This window comes from Ruegeria sp. SAZD013 (assembly GCF_059612525.1).
This window is the reverse complement of sequence record NZ_JBXWQT010000029.1, coordinates 186552-204702: the sequence shown is the minus strand read 5'-3', so window position 1 is coordinate 204702 and position 18151 is coordinate 186552. Positions and strand designations below refer to the sequence as shown.

16 protein-coding genes are annotated in these 18151 nt (G+C 59.2%); 11 read left to right on the top strand and 5 right to left on the bottom strand.

The genetic code is table 11. The annotated features are described in order from the left end of the window. Window positions 1-37: 37 nt before the first annotated feature. The 3 genes from AC2FLU_RS15870 to AC2FLU_RS15860 all read right to left on the bottom strand — a co-directional run bounded on the left by AC2FLU_RS15870 (window position 38) and on the right by AC2FLU_RS15860 (window position 3661). Entirely contained in the window at window positions 38-817 is a 780-nt protein-coding gene (locus AC2FLU_RS15870) for a gamma-glutamyl-gamma-aminobutyrate hydrolase family protein (protein ID WP_480516334.1), read from the bottom strand. Between the two features lie 223 nt (window positions 818-1040). Beyond that, on the bottom strand, window positions 1041-1466 hold the full coding sequence (locus tag AC2FLU_RS15865; RefSeq protein ID WP_480481817.1) for a GlcG/HbpS family heme-binding protein: 426 nt from the start codon (window positions 1464-1466) through the stop codon (window positions 1041-1043). 59 nt (window positions 1467-1525) lie between these two features. Further along, window positions 1526-3661, bottom strand: coding sequence for a malate synthase G (locus AC2FLU_RS15860; RefSeq protein WP_496812048.1), 2136 nt, complete (start codon window positions 3659-3661; stop codon window positions 1526-1528). 207 nt (window positions 3662-3868) lie between these two features. Here AC2FLU_RS15860 and pepN point away from each other — a divergent pair, with 207 nt between their 5' ends. The 7 genes from pepN to AC2FLU_RS15825 all read left to right on the top strand — a co-directional run bounded on the left by pepN (window position 3869) and on the right by AC2FLU_RS15825 (window position 12982). After that, window positions 3869-6421, top strand: coding sequence for an aminopeptidase N (gene pepN / locus AC2FLU_RS15855; RefSeq protein WP_496812047.1), 2553 nt, complete (start codon window positions 3869-3871; stop codon window positions 6419-6421). Further along, window positions 6418-6846 (top strand): hypothetical protein, encoded by a 429-nt coding sequence (locus AC2FLU_RS15850; RefSeq protein WP_496812046.1) that lies wholly within the window; start codon window positions 6418-6420, stop codon window positions 6844-6846. Before pepN ends, AC2FLU_RS15850 begins: the two co-directional genes overlap by 4 nt. A 129-nt stretch (window positions 6847-6975) precedes the next feature. Next, window positions 6976-8235 carry a hypothetical protein gene (locus AC2FLU_RS15845; protein ID WP_480622266.1) on the top strand — a complete coding sequence of 420 codons (1260 nt, stop codon included), beginning with the start codon at window positions 6976-6978 and terminating at the stop codon, window positions 8233-8235. A gap of 81 nt (window positions 8236-8316) precedes the next feature. Next, on the top strand, window positions 8317-9828 hold the full coding sequence (gatB, locus tag AC2FLU_RS15840; protein WP_496714749.1) for an Asp-tRNA(Asn)/Glu-tRNA(Gln) amidotransferase subunit GatB: 1512 nt from the start codon (window positions 8317-8319) through the stop codon (window positions 9826-9828). A 147-nt stretch (window positions 9829-9975) separates the two neighbouring features. Continuing rightward, window positions 9976-11232, top strand: coding sequence for a peptidase T (pepT, locus tag AC2FLU_RS15835; protein ID WP_496809134.1), 1257 nt, complete (start codon window positions 9976-9978; stop codon window positions 11230-11232). 80 nt (window positions 11233-11312) lie between these two features. Continuing rightward, the gene (locus AC2FLU_RS15830; protein WP_480475993.1) at window positions 11313-11744 is read left to right on the top strand and encodes a DUF4177 domain-containing protein; all 432 of its coding nucleotides are present in this window, start codon (window positions 11313-11315) and stop codon (window positions 11742-11744) included. Between the two features lie 161 nt (window positions 11745-11905). Next, a complete protein-coding gene (locus tag AC2FLU_RS15825; protein ID WP_480493815.1) occupies window positions 11906-12982 on the top strand; it encodes a PLP-dependent cysteine synthase family protein in 1077 nt (358 codons plus the stop codon). A gap of 9 nt (window positions 12983-12991) precedes the next feature. Here AC2FLU_RS15825 and AC2FLU_RS15820 read toward each other — a convergent pair whose 3' ends face one another. Further along, complete coding sequence (locus tag AC2FLU_RS15820) at window positions 12992-13246, bottom strand: BolA family protein (protein ID WP_209597754.1); 255 nt, start codon at window positions 13244-13246, stop codon at window positions 12992-12994. Between the two features lie 106 nt (window positions 13247-13352). On the opposite strand from AC2FLU_RS15820, the gene AC2FLU_RS15815 reads away from it, so the two are divergent. The 3 genes from AC2FLU_RS15815 to AC2FLU_RS15805 all read left to right on the top strand — a co-directional run bounded on the left by AC2FLU_RS15815 (window position 13353) and on the right by AC2FLU_RS15805 (window position 15549). Then, window positions 13353-13979 carry a J domain-containing protein gene (locus AC2FLU_RS15815; RefSeq protein ID WP_480475989.1) on the top strand — a complete coding sequence of 209 codons (627 nt, stop codon included), beginning with the start codon at window positions 13353-13355 and terminating at the stop codon, window positions 13977-13979. 131 nt (window positions 13980-14110) lie between these two features. Then, window positions 14111-14659, top strand: coding sequence for an NYN domain-containing protein (locus AC2FLU_RS15810; RefSeq protein WP_480475987.1), 549 nt, complete (start codon window positions 14111-14113; stop codon window positions 14657-14659). Window positions 14660-14760: 101 nt separating this feature from the next. Continuing rightward, window positions 14761-15549 carry a hypothetical protein gene (locus tag AC2FLU_RS15805; RefSeq protein ID WP_480493813.1) on the top strand — a complete coding sequence of 263 codons (789 nt, stop codon included), beginning with the start codon at window positions 14761-14763 and terminating at the stop codon, window positions 15547-15549. 166 nt (window positions 15550-15715) lie between these two features. Here AC2FLU_RS15805 and AC2FLU_RS15800 read toward each other — a convergent pair whose 3' ends face one another. Beyond that, the gene (locus AC2FLU_RS15800; RefSeq protein ID WP_496809133.1) at window positions 15716-16606 is read right to left on the bottom strand and encodes a Hint domain-containing protein; all 891 of its coding nucleotides are present in this window, start codon (window positions 16604-16606) and stop codon (window positions 15716-15718) included. Between the two features lie 448 nt (window positions 16607-17054). Here AC2FLU_RS15800 and cobS point away from each other — a divergent pair, with 448 nt between their 5' ends. Continuing rightward, window positions 17055-18041 carry a cobaltochelatase subunit CobS gene (gene cobS, locus AC2FLU_RS15795; protein WP_480475981.1) on the top strand — a complete coding sequence of 329 codons (987 nt, stop codon included), beginning with the start codon at window positions 17055-17057 and terminating at the stop codon, window positions 18039-18041. Window positions 18042-18151: the final 110 nt, after the last annotated feature.

Here is an 18151-nt window from a genome sequence, read left to right as displayed (position 1 = left end):
CCGGCCCGTCGCGCACCCGCACGGTCCGGTGCCCAAGTCAGGCTGATTTCTGAACTGCCTGACAGGCAATCCCCGCCGCCCATCCCCGCACAGCCATGCCGAAGGCTTCGAACAAGGGGCGTGAAACCGGGTCGTTGATCGCATCCCATTCGGGATGCCATTGCACGGACAGCGTGAAACCGGGCGCATCCTTGACATAAATTGCCTCGGGCGTTCCGTCCGGCGCATGCCCATCGATCACCACACGCTGTCCGATGCACTTGATCCCCTGCCCGTGCAGCGTGTTGGTCATGACCTCCTGCGCACCAAACAAGTCGTGGAACACACCATTTTTGGTCAGTTTCACAACATGGCGCAGTGCAAATTTTTCCTCAAGTGTACCATCGGGCGGCATCCGGTGGTTCATCCGCCCCGGCAAATCGCGAATTTCCGGATAGAGCGTTCCGCCCATGGCCACGTTGACCTCTTGAAATCCGCGGCAAATACCCAGAAACGGCTGACCCCGGTCCACACAGGCCCGAACCAGCGGCAAGGTGATTGCGTCACGCGCGCGGTCAAACTCTCCATGCGCCTCGGTTGCGGGTTCACCATATTCTTCGGGATGCACATTGGGGCGGCCGCCGGTTAGAAGGAACCCGTCGCAAACCTCCAGCAACTCCTCAACCGATACATAACGGGGATCGGCGGGGATCAGCAGCGGCAAACATCCTGAAACGTTCGCCACAGCGTCAGAGTTCATCGTCCCCCCTGCATGGGTCGGGTATTGATCGTTCATGAGGTATGAGTTGCCGATAATACCAACAACGGGTCGAGACATTCCGCTTTCCTTGTTATTCATCCCCTTGGAAAGGAAGCTAACCGCAGCTTCACAGTCGTGCAAGAATACACCTCCTGCGTGACAGCGCAGGGACGTGTTCAGGGGTGCACAAATTTTCTCCCGACATTTAGTCCAGTCTCGGCACGTTTTCCCAGCACCAAACTTCAAGTTGGGAACATGCGCCAAGTCATTACTTTGACGGAGCTGCTCTCTATGGTCGGATCTATATCTCTCCGTCCAACCCGGCGGCCTCAATTCCCGCCATCGCAACGGCAGCGTCGTTTTCAGACGTGTCGCCGGTAACCCCAACGGCACCAATTACGTCCCCCTTTCGCCCCCGCAGCAAGACCCCGCCCGGAACTGGCACGACCTGCCCGCCATACACACCGTTTACCGCCGCCATGAAGTAGGCTTGCGCCTCGGCCCGCTGCATCTGTGCCGTGCCCGCCATACCCAGCATGACAGAGCCATATGCCTTGCCATGCGCAATCGCAAAGCGGCCCGGTGCGGCATCATCCTCGCGCTCGAACGCGATGACGTGGCCGCCTGCGTCCAGAACAACCACTGAAAGTGGCTTCAGCTCCATCTCGCGGCCTTTCTCAAGTGCTTTGCGGATAATGGTACGGGCTTTGCGAAGGGAAACTTCCATGTGCATTCCTGTGTCTGCATGTCGAAAGAAGAAAAGGGGGGCGGATCGCCCCCTTCGTTTTACGCTGTGGCCGCCTTCAATTCCAGACGGCGCGCGTGCAGGACCGGCTCGGTGTAGCCCGAGGGCTGCACACGACCTTTGAACACAAGGTCACAAGCCGCCTGAAAAGCGATTCCGTTAAAGCCCGGCGCCATCGGGACATAACCCGGATCACTTGCATTCTGGCGATCCACGACAGCCGCCATTTTCTGCATCGCAGCCATCACCTGTGCCTCGTCGACAATGCCATGATGCAACCAGTTGGCCAGTGCCTGAGACGAAATTCGGCAGGTCGCACGGTCTTCCATCAACCCGATGTCATTGATGTCGGGGACTTTGGAACATCCCACGCCCTGATCGACCCAACGCACGACATAGCCCAGAATGCCTTGTGCATTATTCTCGACCTCGCGCGAGATTTCCGCGTCGCCAAGATTGCGCCCCCCCAGCAGGGGAATGGTCAGCAAATCGTCAAGTGTTCCTCGGGCACCCGCCATTGCGATCTCGTCCTGACGGGCCAGTACGTTGACCTTGTGGTAATGTGTGGCGTGCAGCGTCGCAGCTGTGGGCGACGGCACCCAGGCGCAGGTCGCACCAGCCAGCGGGTGACCGATCTTGGCCTCAAGCATGTCGCCCATCCGGTCCGGCATCGCCCACATGCCTTTGCCAATCTGCGCCTTGCCTTTCAGGCCACAGGCCAAACCGATATCGACATTGCGGTCTTCATAAGACGCAATCCAGGGCGTGTTCTTGATGTCGCCCTTGGGCAGCATCGGCCCGGCCTCCATCGAGGTATGAATCTCATCCCCCGTCCGGTCCAGGAAACCGGTGTTGATAAAGGCGACGCGCGATTTCGCGGCGCGAATGCACTCTTTCAGGTTTACCGACGTGCGGCGCTCCTCATCCATGATCCCCAGCTTTACGGTGTTGCGCGGCAGACCCAGAATGTCTTCGACCATGTCGAAAATCTCGACCGCAAAGGCAACCTCTTCCGGCCCGTGCATCTTGGGCTTCACAACATAAACCGACCCTTCGACCGAGTTCCCCCCATCCCGTTGCAGGTCATGCATTGCGATCAGAGTGGTGCAGAGTGCGTCCATCAACCCTTCGCCAATCTCGCGCCCTTCGGCGTCCAGAACGGCCGGGTTCGTCATCAGGTGGCCGACATTCCGCACCAGCATCAGCGACCGGCCTTTCAGGGTCGCCTGCTCACCTGTCGGTGTGGTGAAAGTCAGATCCTCTGCCAGCTTGCGGGTAAACGTGGTGTCGCCCTTGGTGACGTCTTCGGTCAGATCACCCTTCATCAGGCCCAGCCAGTTGCCATAGGCAACGACCTTATCCGCCGCATCAACACAAGCGACCGAGTCCTCGCAGTCCATAATCGTTGAAAGAGCGGATTCCAGCCGGACGTCTGCTATACCTGCGGGATCAGAGGCACCGATGGCTCCAGTCGGATCGATTATGATCTGAATATGCAGGCCATTGTTTTTCAGAAGCACAAAAGCCGGCTTGTCTGCCGCGCCACCGAAACCAACAAATTGATCGGGGTTTGCCAGTGCCGGGGAAAGAGCACCTTCTTCGACATGCAGTCCCGACACGTCGGCCCAAGACCCACCAGCCAGAGGTACAGCGTCATCCAGAAAGGCTTTCGCCCATGCAATCACCCGTGCACCGCGCGCCGCATCATACCCACCGCCTGTTGGCAGATCGCCTATCGCATCGGTGCCATAAAGCGCATCATACAGGCTGCCCCATCTCGCATTCGCCGCGTTCAGCGCAAAGCGTGCGTTGGTGATCGGCACAACAAGCTGCGGCCCCGGTGTCAGAGCGATCTCGGGGTCGACATTCGTTGTTTCGATCTGGAAATCCGCGCCTTCATCGACCAGATAGCCGATTTCCTTCAGAAATTCCTGATAGTCAGTGGGATCAATGCTCTGACCCTTGCGCGCAATATGCCAGCCATCGATGCGCCCTTGTATTTCGGCCCGCTTGGCCAGAAGCGCGCGGTTTTTCGGCCCCAGTTCAGACACCAGTCGCGCCAGACCCGCCCAGAAATCCTGCGCCGACACACCCGTACCCGGCAATGCCCGCGTCTCGATAAACTCTGCCAGTATTGGATCGATCTGCAGCCCGCTCAGGGTTTGTCTGCCACTCATCTTCCTGCTCTCCTGCGATTGTGTGCCATTGTATGCGTAAGTGACTTAGGCCGAAAGTTTCCGATAGGCAACTTTCGACTTTGCGTTAGGGTTATTCGGATCGAACGGAAGCTGTTTCAAAAACAACAAGGGAATGGCGGGGGCCAGTTGCAGCTCTGGAACGATGCCCCTAACGTCGCGCCAGACACGAACCGATGCGAGGCCCCCATGCGCGACGCTGCCCCCACCACGATCTTCCTGAAAGACTACACTCCATTTGGTTATCTGCTGGACAGCGTGCACCTGACCTTCGATCTGTCGGCACATGCAACACGGGTCACGTCGCGTATCGCGTTTCGTCCAAACCCCGACGCCTCCGACCGCACCTTTTTCCTGCATGGCGAGGATCTGAACCTGATCCGCGCCTCCATTAACGGAACCGAAGTTTCGCCCGACGTCACGGACAAGGGCCTGACCGCCGATGTTCCCGACGCCCCGTTCATCTGGGAAGCCGAAGTTGAGATCGATCCGGGCAACAACACGGCGTTGGAGGGGCTTTATATGTCGAACGGCATGTATTGCACCCAGTGCGAGGCGGAAGGTTTCCGCAAGATCACGTATTACCCGGATCGCCCCGATGTCATGTCCACCTTTACCGTGCGCATCAATGGTGACCTGCCGGTTCTGCTGTCGAACGGCAACCCTTCGGGCAAAGGCGAAGGATGGGCCGAATGGACCGACCCGTGGCCCAAGCCTGCCTATCTGTTTGCGCTTGTCGCTGGGGATCTTGTGGCCCATCCCGACCGATTCACCACCAAATCAGGCCGGGATGTTGAGTTGAACCTGTGGGTACGCCAGGGGGATGCGGGCAAATGCGCCTTCGGAATGGAGGCGCTGAAGAAGTCCATGAAATGGGATGAAGACGTCTATGGCCGGGAATACGATCTGGACGTCTTCAACATCGTCGCCGTCGATGACTTCAACATGGGCGCGATGGAAAACAAGGGGCTGAACATCTTTAACTCTTCGGCTGTTCTGGCCAGTCCCGAAACCTCGACCGATGCCAATTTCGAACGGATCGAGGCGATCATCGCGCATGAGTACTTCCACAACTGGACAGGCAACCGCATCACCTGCCGCGACTGGTTCCAGCTGTGTCTGAAAGAAGGCCTGACCGTCTTCCGCGATGCACAGTTCACATCCGACATGCGCTCGGCCCCCGTAAAGCGCATACACGACGCCATCGACCTGCGGGCGCGGCAATTCCCTGAGGATAACGGCCCGCTCTCGCACCCGGTCCGGCCCGAAAGCTTTCAGGAGATCAACAATTTCTACACGGCCACCGTTTACGAAAAAGGTGCCGAAGTGATCGGCATGTTGAAACGGCTGGTCGGGGATGAGGCCTATGCAAAGGCGCTGGACCTCTATTTTGACCGCCATGACGGGCAGGCCTGCACGATCGAGGATTGGCTGAAGGTGTTCGAAGACACCACAGGCCGCGACCTGACCCAGTTCAAACGGTGGTACAGCCAATCGGGCACGCCGCGTTTGACCGTATCTGAAGATTGGGCCGACGGGACCTATACCCTGACACTGAAACAGCGCACCGATCCCACACCGGGTCAGGCAGAGAAACTGCCCCAGGTGATCCCGGTCGCTGTTGGCCTGCTGGGGCCAAACGGGGATGAGGTCCGCACGACTGAAGTGCTGGAACTGACAGAGGCCGAGCAGAGCTTTCAGTTCACCGGGCTTGCGACAAGGCCCACAGCTTCGATCCTGCGCGATTTCTCGGCACCGGTCATTCTGGAACACGATCATTCAAACGCCGAACGCGCGTTTCTGCTGGCGCATGACACAGATCCGTTCAACCGCTGGCAGGCTGGCAGATCGCTGGCGCAAAACACCTTGCTGCGGATGATCTTGGACGAGGCAACCCCAGACGCCGATTACCTTGACGGGCTGCTGGCCGTGCTGCGCGACGACACGCTGGACCCGGCCTATCGCGCCTTGATGCTTGGGCTGCCGACGCAATCCGAACTGGCTGCGGCTTTGCATGAACGCGGTCACACGCCAGATCCGATGGCAATCTGGTCGGCGGTCGAAACGCTGCGGCAGGCCACGGCACAGCACGTGCAGGATCTGCTGCCCCGTCTGCACAGCGAGGCGTTGGTGGATGGCCCCTACAGCCCGGATGCCGAGCAATCCGGAAAACGCGCCCTTGGCAGCGCGGCACTGGCGCTGACTTCTCGTCTGGACGGAGGGGCAATGGCGGCCACTGTGTATGCCAAAGCGGATAACATGACCCTGCAACTGACCGCCCTGTCCTGCCTGCTGCGCGCCCGCAAGGGCGAGGCGCAGCTGGCCGCCTTCTATGACCAATGGCAGCATGACCGGCTGGTCATGGACAAATGGTTTGGCTTGCAGGTGACCATGGCCGCACCAGAGGCGACACCGGAAGCAGCGAAGGCATTGACCTGGCATCCCGACTTCAACTGGAAGAACCCGAACAGGTTCCGCGCTGTCATGGGCGCGCTGGCGATGAACCACGCAGGGTTCCACCAGCCGGATGGTGCCGGGTACAGCCTGCTGGCCGATTGGCTGATCCGCCTTGATCCTGTGAACCCGCAAACCACGGCACGGATGTGTTCTGCCTTCCAGACCTGGAAACGGTACGACGCCGGGCGTCAGGACCTGATGCGCGCACAATTGTCCCGCATTGCGGAAACTCCGAACCTGTCGCGCGACACGACGGAAATGGTATCCCGCATCCTCGGCGCATGACACCCTACAGCTTTACCCGTCGCAACCGGAACACGCGAACACTGGTCATTCTGGCAAGCATCTACGCGACCCTGCTGGCTCTGGTCATCCTGTTCGACGCGGCTTGGTGGGTTGTTGGCCTGCTGTCTCTGGCCACCCTCCCAGCGCTATGGGACGTGATCCAGAACACCAGCGCCGGGGTGCAGCTGGACGCGGATGCAGTGTGCTGGTTCACGGGTAATCGTAAGGGCGACATCCCAATGCGGGATATCGACCATTTCCAATTTGACACCCGGTGGGACTTTTCCGTTCGCGTATCCATCGTCCTGAAATCCGGGAAACGAATCCGGCTGCCAGATGAGTCTCTGCCACCGCATCGGGAGCTGGAAGCCATTCTGAAACAGGCAGGTTTTCGCGTAAACCGTCATCATTTCACTGTTATCTGAAACACTGCGTGATCTACGGGCTCATTGGACACAAAAAACAAAGTTTATTAAGCAAATCACTTGAATTGAGCCTGATACCTCGCCAGACTTCAGACTCAGTTAAGTGTTTTTACAGTTTTGAGTTTTACCATGTTTCGGTCGTTAAGGGCGTTGTTTGCCCAGCCCATATCCAATCCCACGGACGCCTCAGAAGATCTGTGCGCAACGAAATCTGCGCTGGCCGCTGCCCTGCCTGAACATGGGCAGCTCAACATTCCTGTGGCGACATCGAATTGCGACAATCTGATTGGACATTCTACAATCGAACATGGGCGCTATCTGGCCAGACAGGACCGCTGGACCGAGTTGTCCGAAGAAATGCGTGCAGCGGATCAGGATCGTGCCGCCGTATCGGATGGTATGCCGATTGCCGATCTTTTGGCGTTCGGGGCCAGATCTGACGTGGTTCTGGCTGCGGAACATGCGCTGTCGGACGGCAAGGCCATATCCGATTACGATTTGCTGGGTGGTATTTCGGAACTGGAAGGCGAGTTGTCTGACAATCCTGGTGATCCGATGATCGCTGCCGTTGTGGCGCTGGCCCATATCGATTTGGCCTGGGCCTGGCGCGGGAACGCCACGGACACGGCCTTGCCGCCCTTGCACCGCTCGCGCTGTGCCGCTCATTTCGACCGGGCCGCTGCGATCCTGCCCAAGTGCAAGGCGGATGCGCCGGACAGCCCTCTGATTGCGGCCGCCGGTTGTGCCCTGTTGGCCGGGCAGCGCAAGTCAAACGCCCGCGTTGCCGATGAGTACGAGCACCTGATCACACTGGACCCGCACAATCAGCGTCACATGCGCGCGATGGGCAGCCATCTTTTGCCCCGGTGGTTCGGCAGCTACGCAGAACTGGAATTACAGGCGCTGCGCAATGCCGTCCGGACACAGGATATCTGGGGCGCAGGTGGATATACGTGGGTGCAATTCGATGCCATCGCTTTGGACGAAGAGGCCTGCGCACAGGTCGATGTCGAATATTTCCTTGAAGGATTGCGCGATATCGTCGGTCTGCGCCCTGATCAGCAGATGATCAATATGTTGTCGGCCTATTGTGCAATCACCATTCAGAATGGTCACGGGCTGAACGAAAAGGCAGACAATGTCCGCGCCCAGATGCGCGACACCGCAAACTGGCTGATCCGCGATCACCTGACCGAGCTTCACCCCCTGATCTGGGCCCATGCCGCCAACGGGTTCAACAACTCGGTCCGCATCAACTCGCCCGAGCGGTTTGCTGCGCGCGGTCAGCGCGACGCGCTGCGCGCTATCTCGGATCTGTTCCGGGATGAACTGCGCAGCGGCAAGGATGTAACCTTCACACCGTCCGGTCTGCAGTTTTCCAAGAACTGAACGCGTCAGGATTCCCCCTTGCCCCTAGGCCCTGCCGGGCCTAATACGCAGGCTTAGACTTCTGCGGAAATGAGGCGCGCCATGCTCGACCTGACACACGAAATGCCCAAACCCAAAACCATTGCCGGGGCCAAGCACGATTGGGAACTGGTGATCGGAATGGAGGTGCATGCGCAGGTCTCATCCAATGCCAAGCTGTTCTCGGGCGCGTCCACCAAATTCGGGGCCGAGCCGAACTCGAACGTGGCCTTCGTGGATGCGGCAATGCCGGGGATGCTGCCGGTGATCAACGAGTTCTGCGTGGAACAGGCGGTGCGCACCGGGCTGGGCCTGAAAGCGGATATCAACCTGAAATCGGCCTTTGACCGCAAGAACTATTTCTATCCTGACCTGCCGCAAGGTTACCAGATTTCCCAGCTTTATCATCCTATTGTGGGCGAAGGCGAAGTGCTGGTCGAGATGGGTGACGGCACTGCGCGCATGGTGCGGATTGAACGTATCCACATGGAGCAGGACGCAGGCAAATCGATCCACGACATGGACCCGCACATGTCCTTTGTCGACCTGAACCGGACCGGTGTCTGCCTAATGGAGATCGTCAGCCGCCCTGATATTCGCGGGCCGGAAGAGGCCGCCGCCTATATCGCCAAACTGCGCCAGATCATGCGCTATCTGGGCACCTGCGATGGCAACATGCAGAACGGCAACCTGCGGGCGGACGTCAACGTCTCGATCTGTTTGCCGGGTGCTTATGAGAAGTATCAGGAAACACAGGACTTTTCGCATCTGGGCACCCGTTGCGAGATCAAGAACATGAACTCGATGCGGTTCATCCAGCAAGCCATTGAAGTCGAAGCCCGCCGCCAGATCGCCATTGTCGAAGCCGGTGGCAAGGTCGAGCAGGAAACCCGTCTGTATGATCCGGACAAGGGCGAAACCCGGTCGATGCGGTCCAAGGAAGAAGCGCATGATTACCGCTATTTCCCCGATCCCGACCTGCTGCCGCTGGAGATCGAACAGGCATGGGTGGACGATATCGCCGCCCATCTGCCAGAACTGCCTGACGACAAAAAAGCGCGCTTTATCAGTGAGTTCGGCTTGACCGACTATGACGCTTCAGTGCTGACTGCTGAAGTGGAATCGGCGGCCTATTTCGAAGAGGTCGCGCAGGGCCGCAATGGCAAACTGGCCGCAAACTGGGTGATCAACGAGCTGTTCGGACGTCTGAAAAAAGAAGACCACGACATCACGGAGTCGCCGGTTTCTCCGGCGCAGCTGGGTGGGATCATTGACCTGATTTCCTCTGATGCTATCTCGGGCAAGATCGCCAAGGACCTGTTTGAAATCGTCTATACCGAAGGCGGTGATCCGGCGCAGATCGTCGAAGATCGCGGAATGAAACAGGTCACCGACACCGGCGCGATCGAGGCCGCTTTGGACGAGATCATCGCGGCCAATCCGGCGCAGGTCGAGAAGGCCAAGGTGAACCCGAAACTGGCGGGATGGTTCGTGGGTCAGGTGATGAAAGCGACCGGCGGCAAGGCCAACCCGAAGGCCGTTAACGATTTGGTCAGCAAGAAGCTGAGTTCCTGAACCTTACAATTTGTACAAGCCTGCCAGTGGCAGTTGTCAGGTTTGTACAATCAGATTTCCACGATTTCTTAAGAAATGGGGTCAGCTCATCGGCTTGACTTCGCCTGTGATTGCACCCTTTCTTCCGACCCAGAGAGGTGAGGTATCATGCAGAACAGATTTGATCAGGAACTCGAAGATCGGCTGGTGCGTTACGCGGCGATCGACAGTCAGAGCGACGAGACCTCGGCGACCACGCCGAGCACACAGATACAGTTCGACATGCTGAACCTGCTGAAGCAGGAACTGACCGAGATCGGCGCAAAGGATGTGACACTGACAGGTGACAGCGTGGTCGTCGCGAGCATCCCCGGCACCGCGCCCGGCCCGACGGTGGGCTTTCTGGCGCATGTGGATACGGCCCCCCAGTTCAATGCAACGGGCGTCAAGCCGCGGGTGATCAAGGGATATAACGGTGGCGACATTTCCTTTCCGGACAATCCGGATTTGGTGTTGTCCCCGGACGAGAACCCCTATCTGGCCGAGAAGATCGGACATGACCTGATCACGGCGTCGGGTACCACCCTGCTGGGCGCGGATGACAAGGCCGGGGTGTCGATCCTGATGACCATGGCGCGGCATCTGATCGAAAACCCGGATATCCCGCACGGGCCTATCCGCATTGCCTTTACCCCGGATGAAGAGATCGGGCGCGGCGTTACCGAACAGCTGCCCAAGGATCTGGGGGCGGATTTCGCCTATACTCTGGACGGTGCCGAAGTGGGCGAGATCGAATATGAAAGCTTCTCGGCCGACCGCGCCGTGATCCGGATCGAGGGGGTATCGATCCACCCCGGACTGGCCAAGGACAAGATGGTGAACGCAGCCCATCTGGCGGCAAAGATCGTGCAGACCTTGCCGCAGGCCACCATGACGCCCGAAACAACCGATGGCCGCGACGGGTTCATCCATGTCACCGACATGAGCGGCGGGTCGTCCGAGATGGAAATCAAGCTGATCCTGCGCGATTTCGAGATGGAGGGCCTTGAGGCGCAACGTGACATCGTGCGGCAGGTCTGTGCGGCCGTACAGGCCACGGAACCGCGCGCGACCATCACCTGCGATATCAGCCACCAGTACCGGAACATGCGCTATTGGCTGGAAAACGACATGACACCGGTTGATCTGGCGCGCGACGCCTGCCGCGAGCTGGGGATCGAGCCGCTGTCGGTGCCGATCCGCGGCGGCACCGACGGGTCGCGCCTGACCGAGTTCGGCACCCCCTGCCCCAACCTGTTCACCGGAATGCAGTGCATTCACGGGCCGCTGGAGTGGATTTCGGTGCAGGACATGGCAGTGGCGACCGAGCTGTGCCTGTCGGTTGTGACCAAGGCGGCACAGGCTGGCGGCAATAATCAGGGCTGAAAACCGCCGCTCGGGCGACGGCCCTTTCACCCCGGGGTCAGCGTGGTAAGTTGGCGCGAACAGGTATTTAGGAACACTTGATGCAGCTTTTTGAATACAAGGTCGTCCCCGCGCCGCAAAAGGGCGTGAAAGCCAAGGGCGTGAAAACGGCCGAGGGCCGCTTTGCGGTCTCGGTCGAACAGGTTCTGAACCAGATGGCGCAGGACGGCTGGGAATACCAGCGCGCCGAGCTGCTGCCCAGCGAGGAACGCTCGGGCCTGACCGGATCGACCACAAACTGGCGCAATGTGCTGGTGTTCCGGCGGGTCGTGGCCGAAGAAGTCGATGCGTCGGTGATCGGAGAAGTGCCCGAGTTTGACGATACCCCATTGGCCCAACCGATCCCCGGCCCCGGTGTGGTGGCCGCGCCGAAACCAATTTCGGAAGAAGCGAATGAACCGCCTTTGTCGTTGAAAAGCCGGGACCAGGTTGACCAGGACACTGATACCGCCAATGACAAGAAAGACGCCTGAGACGGATCAGGGTTTGACGTGCGGTTACACCTGCAACACGGTGTGCACCGCAGTTTGAGCAGCCCGCCCGCGGGCAGGTTTGGCGCTGCGGGCGCGATATGTGCTTATCAACCCAGCGAAATCTGTGGCATGTTAACCGGAAAACCGGGAGGGATTTTGAAATGGGTATTCGGCAGACACAGGGGCGGGCACGCCTGTATGACAGCATCCTTGATACAGTCGGCGACACGCCCTGTATCCGGATCAACCGGATCGCGCCGGAGCATGTGACCGTTTATGTGAAGTTCGAAGCGTTCAATCCGGCGGGGTCGGTCAAGGACAGGCTGGCGCTGAATATCATCGAGGCGGCAGAACGGGACGGGCGGCTGAAACCCGGTCAGACGGTTGTCGAGGCGACATCGGGCAATACCGGGATCGGGCTTGCCATGGTCTGTGCGGCCAAGGGATATCCGCTGGTCGTGACGATGGCCGAGAGCTTTTCGGTCGAGCGGCGCAAGCTGATGCGCTTTCTGGGCGCGAAGGTTGTTCTGACCCCCAAGGCACAAAAGGGGTTCGGCATGTATACCAAGGCCAAGGAACTGGCCGAGGAAAACGGGTGGTTTCTGGCCAGCCAGTTCGAGACCGCAGCCAATGCCGATATTCACGAGAATACGACCGCACGGGAAATCCTTGCGGATTTCGAAGGCACGCAGCTGGATTACTGGGTCACGGGATATGGCACCGGCGGCACGGTCGCTGGGGTGTCACGAGTGTTGCGCAAGGAGCGGCCCGATACGAAAATCATCCTGACCGAACCGGCAAATGCCGCCATCGTGTCGTCAGGCTATGTGAATACGCGCAACGACGATCACCAGCCCACCGAAAGCCACCCCAATTTCGAGCCGCACCCGATTCAGGGCTGGACGCCGGATTTCATTCCATGGGTCCTTCAGGAAGCCATCGACAACGCCTATTACGACCAGCTGATCCCTGTTCCGGGGCCGCAAGGGATTGAATGGGCGCGCCGCCTTGCCTCGGAAGAGGGGATATTCACCGGGATCTCGGGCGGGTCGACCTTTGCGGTGGCCATGAATCTGGCGGAAACCGCGGCGCCGGGATCCGTCATGCTGGTGATGCTGCCGGATACGGGCGAGCGTTACCTGTCGACGCCTCTGTTCGAGGGGATCGAAGACGTCATGACGGATGAGGAATATGCGATCTCGGCCTCGACCCCGTCGGCACAGATGAGCGCGGAATAGGGCGCAGCGTCAGGTTCCGATATCCAGCGCCAGCGCGTGGATGCGGGGCACGATGTCGCCCAGCGCCTTGTGCACGGCCCGGTGACGGGCGACACGGGATTGACCGGCGAATGCGGCGGCGCGGATGCGGACGTTGAAATGGCTTTCGCCGCCTTCCCTGTGACCTGCATGGCCGCGATGGCTTTCGCTGTCGTCTATCACGTCAAGTTCATGCGGGTCAAAGGCGGCTTGCAGGCGGGTTCGGATTTCGTCGGTCACACTCATTTTTTTGCTCAGCGGCAAAATTTTTGCCGCCCCCCTCTTCTACTTTCGGCTGCTTAGACTAAACTGCTGCCTCCGAGTCGAAAAGATGCGTTCGTGAGGATAGAGCATGGCGAAATCAGACCCCTTCGGATTCGATATGTCCGTTTCCAGCGCCAAGAAAAAGAACCCGCGTGGGCGCCGGGGCATGTCAGGCGCGTCCGAGACCTCGGTCCGGATCTGCGATCACGACGGGTGTGACGAGCCGGGCAAGTTCCGCGCACCAAAGGCACCGGATGTTCTGGATGACTATTTCTGGTTCTGCCAGCAGCACGTGCGCGAGTATAACCAGAAGTGGAACTTCTTCGATGGCACCACTGAGGCCGAGCTGAACGCGCAACGCTCGAAGGACAAGGTTTGGGAACGTGAGACCAAGCCGATGGGAGACCCGGAGGCGCGCGCCTGGGCCCGTCTGGGCATTGAGGACCCGCATCAGGTTCTGGGCGCCAACAGCACGCAGAACAAGGGGCGCACCTCGGGTGGTGGCGGACGTCGCCTGCCCCCCACTGAACGCCGTGCAATCGAGATTCTGGAAGCCCATGACAGCTGGTCCAAAACCGAAGTGCGCAAGGCGTACAAGAAGCTGATCAAGGTGCTGCATCCGGACATGAACGGCGGCGACCGGTCGCAGGAAGAGCAGTTGCAAGAGGTCGTCTGGGCCTGGGACCAGATCAAGGACAGCCGGAATTTCAAGTAGGGCCGCCGTCAGTCGCCAGCTGTTTACACAGTTTGAACGGATTGTGAGGATGCTGTCTGGAAACCTGTTTCAATTCCCGCAATAGTAGTGGGAATTAAAACAGTGCTTTTCCCGGAGCAACCGCTGTGCGTATGCCTTTCTTTTTGCTGCTTGCCTCACTTTGCGGGCTGGTCGTGGCGCAGTTCTATCCAACCGAGATGGACTGGCTGTTCCTTTTGGCCCTGCTTTGTGTGTTCGCCAGTACGATCCTTCTGATCCGGGCCTGGTTCGGCTGGCGCAGGGCCAACACATGGATCATCGTGGACGGGTCGAACGTGATGCACTGGAAAGACGGCGCACCGGATCTGGCAACGTTGCGGCAGGTTCTGGCCAGCCTGAAGCAAGCCGGGTTCAAACCGGGCGTCGTGTTCGATGCGAACGTCGGGTACAAGGTCGAAGGGGAATACATGAACGACCGGGCGCTGAGCCGCGCCCTGGGCTTGCGGGCCAAGCGGGTCATGGTCGCGCCCAAAGGCACGCCGGCAGATCCGTTGATCTTGCAGGCGGCGCGGGACAGCAAGGCACGTATCGTTACAAATGACATGTTCCGGGACTGGGAGGACGAGTTTCCGGATGTGTTGAAAGCGGGTCGTCTTGTGAAAGGCGGTTTTCGCAAGGATGAGCTTTGGTTTTCGCTTTGACCACGCGACCATAGCTTTACGCATCGATCCGGGTTTCGTAGCGTTCAGGGATGACACTGACGTGGCCTTGCCCCGACAGAACAGTTTTGGATGCAAGGACCGTGGTACGCAAAGAGCAGAAACCACCAAAAGCCAAGATCCCGCCGGATCATCCGTTTTCTGACATCGTCAGCGATGCGTACAGGGTTTTCGCCTATCCAAAGCCGAGCAGTATCGAGGTTTGCGAAGGCTGCTGCATGGACGCCGATATTGAGGCGGACTTCTTCACGCCGTCCATTGCCGAGCTGCCCCTGCATTACGTTCAGGATTGGTTCTTCGCCGCTTGTGATCCCGCGGGGATAGCCCGCGAAACATGGGGGTACCTACTGCCCCGGATCCTTGAGATTCTGTCTGTGGACGAAGACCCCGCCAGTGTTGGGCTGGAGGTGAGCCTGAACCGGTTTGAAACCGGTAACCCGGATAACTGGTCACCCGAGGAATGGCAGATTCTGGACCGGTTCCAGCGCGCGTATCTGAAACGCGAGATGGCACGGGAACGCGGCTGTCTGGACGATACGCTTTGCATGTTCGCCCTGGCAGGGTGGCCGCTGGAGTCGCTGTTCGAACAGGTCGCCGCAAGCCCGGATACCGAATTGGTGCTGCGCCTGTGGCGCGATTGGTGTGCATATTGCGTTCCGGGGCGAGACTCGATCTGGATCACCGCGTTCTGGAACAGCCCGGGCAATACGCGAGCCTTTGAGTTTTACACTTCGGAAGCGATGCACGACAGGATGACCCGCATCGCGTTCGCCGAGGACACTCCGGAGGATATCGCGGAAAAGGCGCTGGCTGTGGCCAGTGTTATCGAGACCCATGCCGATTGGGGCATAGGCGGGTTGAACGGCCCATAATGCCCGTGCCATGCGCGAATGATGTTGGGTCGATGTCCCGGAGGATGAAGGCGTCAAACCTTGTTCGGTTGATCCCCGATTAGCAAATTCTGCACTTATGCAGTTAACAGCGGGGCGTGATCCGGGCGCGCACCAACAGCGGCGCCACGATTTCCGTTATGTGGGCCTAGTCTGCGAACATGTCTCGCAACGCGCGTGCCTCACGCCCGGTCAGGCAGCTTAGGCACGTTTGGGGGTGCGGTCCTGCGTCTGAAAGTAACCCCGGAAAGAGCGCGCGCAGTTCCTCGACATCGTCGCGATGCAGTGATTTCAGCGCCATATCGCCCGGAAACAGGCTTTCGCTTTGCAGGCCGTGCGAGGTGAGGATCACATGTTCGGCGCAGGCGATGTGGTAATATGTCACCGCTTCGCCCGTCGTCACCTGCCGGATGGTATCATCGTTGACCAGATGAATGGCCGCGCAGAACACGCTTGGTGCGCCAAAATATAGCTCGGCCCGCCAGCCCCCCAGCACGACCCGGTGTTGCGGAGAAAGGTAAAGATCCCTGTCCGGCAGGCCCTTGCCCATCGCATCGCGCCGGATGCAAACCGGGTTGAATTGGGGCCGGACGCGCAGGATTTGCGCGCTGAGCGTTCGTTTGCCGATCCATTCGATGGGCAGCGTGGTCCCACCGGCCACGCAAACCCGATCGCCCACGGCCAGATCTTCGACCGGGCGCGGACCGCAATCCGTTTCGATCAGGGTGCCCGAGACAAAACAGGGTGGATCGGTCGGGTTCAGATCAACTGGGGTGATCTTCCAGTTTCCGGTGGTCATCGGACCGGTTGGGTTATTGGCATCCCAGGCGTAGATTTGCCCGCCGACCTGAATGAACTCTCCGGTTTCCCCGGTTCCGCGATAGTTTCCCTGGCCAAGATAGGTGTAGGGCTGGAAGGTCGTGCCCCCGTCAAACGACACCATCGATCCGCTGATGATCGCGGGTTGTGTCGTGTTCTGGACGATGAGATCGTTCTGGCCCGTCGTATTGACGGTGTGGAGAAGAGCGTTAAATGCCACCGGGAGTCACCGCGGCTTTGCTGGCAATTTCTAACGTCTGCCTGTCATTCGACACGGAGCGACACCCCGGTAAGGCCTGCGCTTGGCATTCCTGCTTCACCAACACCCGATCACTTACAAAACGCCCCATAAGACCATATTATATGCCTGATAAGGTCATCCTCTACAACATGTAGATTGTTGAATACCTACCTGCGTGCAGCCTTTCGGACACATGGTTTGGCGGGTGCGTCCGAATGGCAGCACTGTCATTGTTGATGAACGCGGCTTGATCTGCGTCTTGTACCCATCGCGACCAAGGATCGTCCGCGCGTCAATAGGGCCAGTTTGAAAGAAAAACCTGCTCACCTTTCGGAGCGGGCCGCTTTCCCTTGCCCTTGTCCGCAATATGTTGCACCACACACGGGTTCAAACCCGGTGAGCGGGGCAAAGGATAAGGACAAGGCGCATGGCTGACGGATCGATCGATGTAAACGCAAAACCCACCGAAGATATCTCGGTCCGTGACGTATTTGGCATTGATACGGACATGAAGGTCAAAGGGTTTGCCGAAGCCACCGACCGTGTGCCCGTGATCGACCCGACCTACAAGTTTGACCCCGAGACAACATTGGCGATCCTGGCGGGCTTTGCCCATAATCGCAGGGTGATGATTCAGGGCTATCACGGCACCGGCAAATCGACCCATATCGAGCAGGTCGCCGCCCGTCTGAACTGGCCCGCTGTGCGCGTGAACCTGGACAGCCACATCAGCCGGATTGACCTGATCGGCAAGGACGCAATCAAACTGCGCGATGGCAAGCAGGTGACCGAGTTCCACGAAGGTATCCTGCCCTGGGCCCTGCGCAACCCCGTGGCCATCGTGTTCGACGAATATGACGCAGGCCGCGCCGACGTGATGTTCGTGATCCAGCGGGTGCTGGAACATGATGGCAAACTGACCCTGCTGGACCAGAACGAGATCATCACGCCGAACCCGTGTTTCCGCCTGTTTGCCACCGCAAACACCGTGGGTCTGGGCGATACCACGGGGCTGTACCACGGCACGCAGCAGATCAACCAGGCACAGATGGACCGCTGGTCGCTGGTCTCGACCCTGAACTATCTGAGCCATGATGCCGAGACGATGATCGTGCTGTCGAAGGCGCCGCATTACAACACCGCCGAGGGCCGCAAGACCGTCAGCCAGATGGTCACCGTGGCCGATCTGACCCGGACCGCCTTCATGAATGGCGACCTGTCCACCGTCATGAGCCCGCGGACCGTGATCAACTGGGCGCAAAATGCCGAGATCTTCCGCAACGTGGGCTATGCTTTCCGCCTGTCGTTCCTGAACAAGTGCGACGAGTTGGAACGTCAGACCGTTGCCGAGTTCTATCAGCGCTGCTTTGACGAGGAATTGCCGGAAAGCGCGGCGAGTGCGAGCTTGGGCTAAGCGCCCGGATTGCGCCCGTTCCGGGCGCAATGCCTCCGGCGGGGATATTTTTGGCCAGATGAAGTCGGATCCGTTATTGTTTTCCGCGCCGGGCAGGTCACTTTGATGAG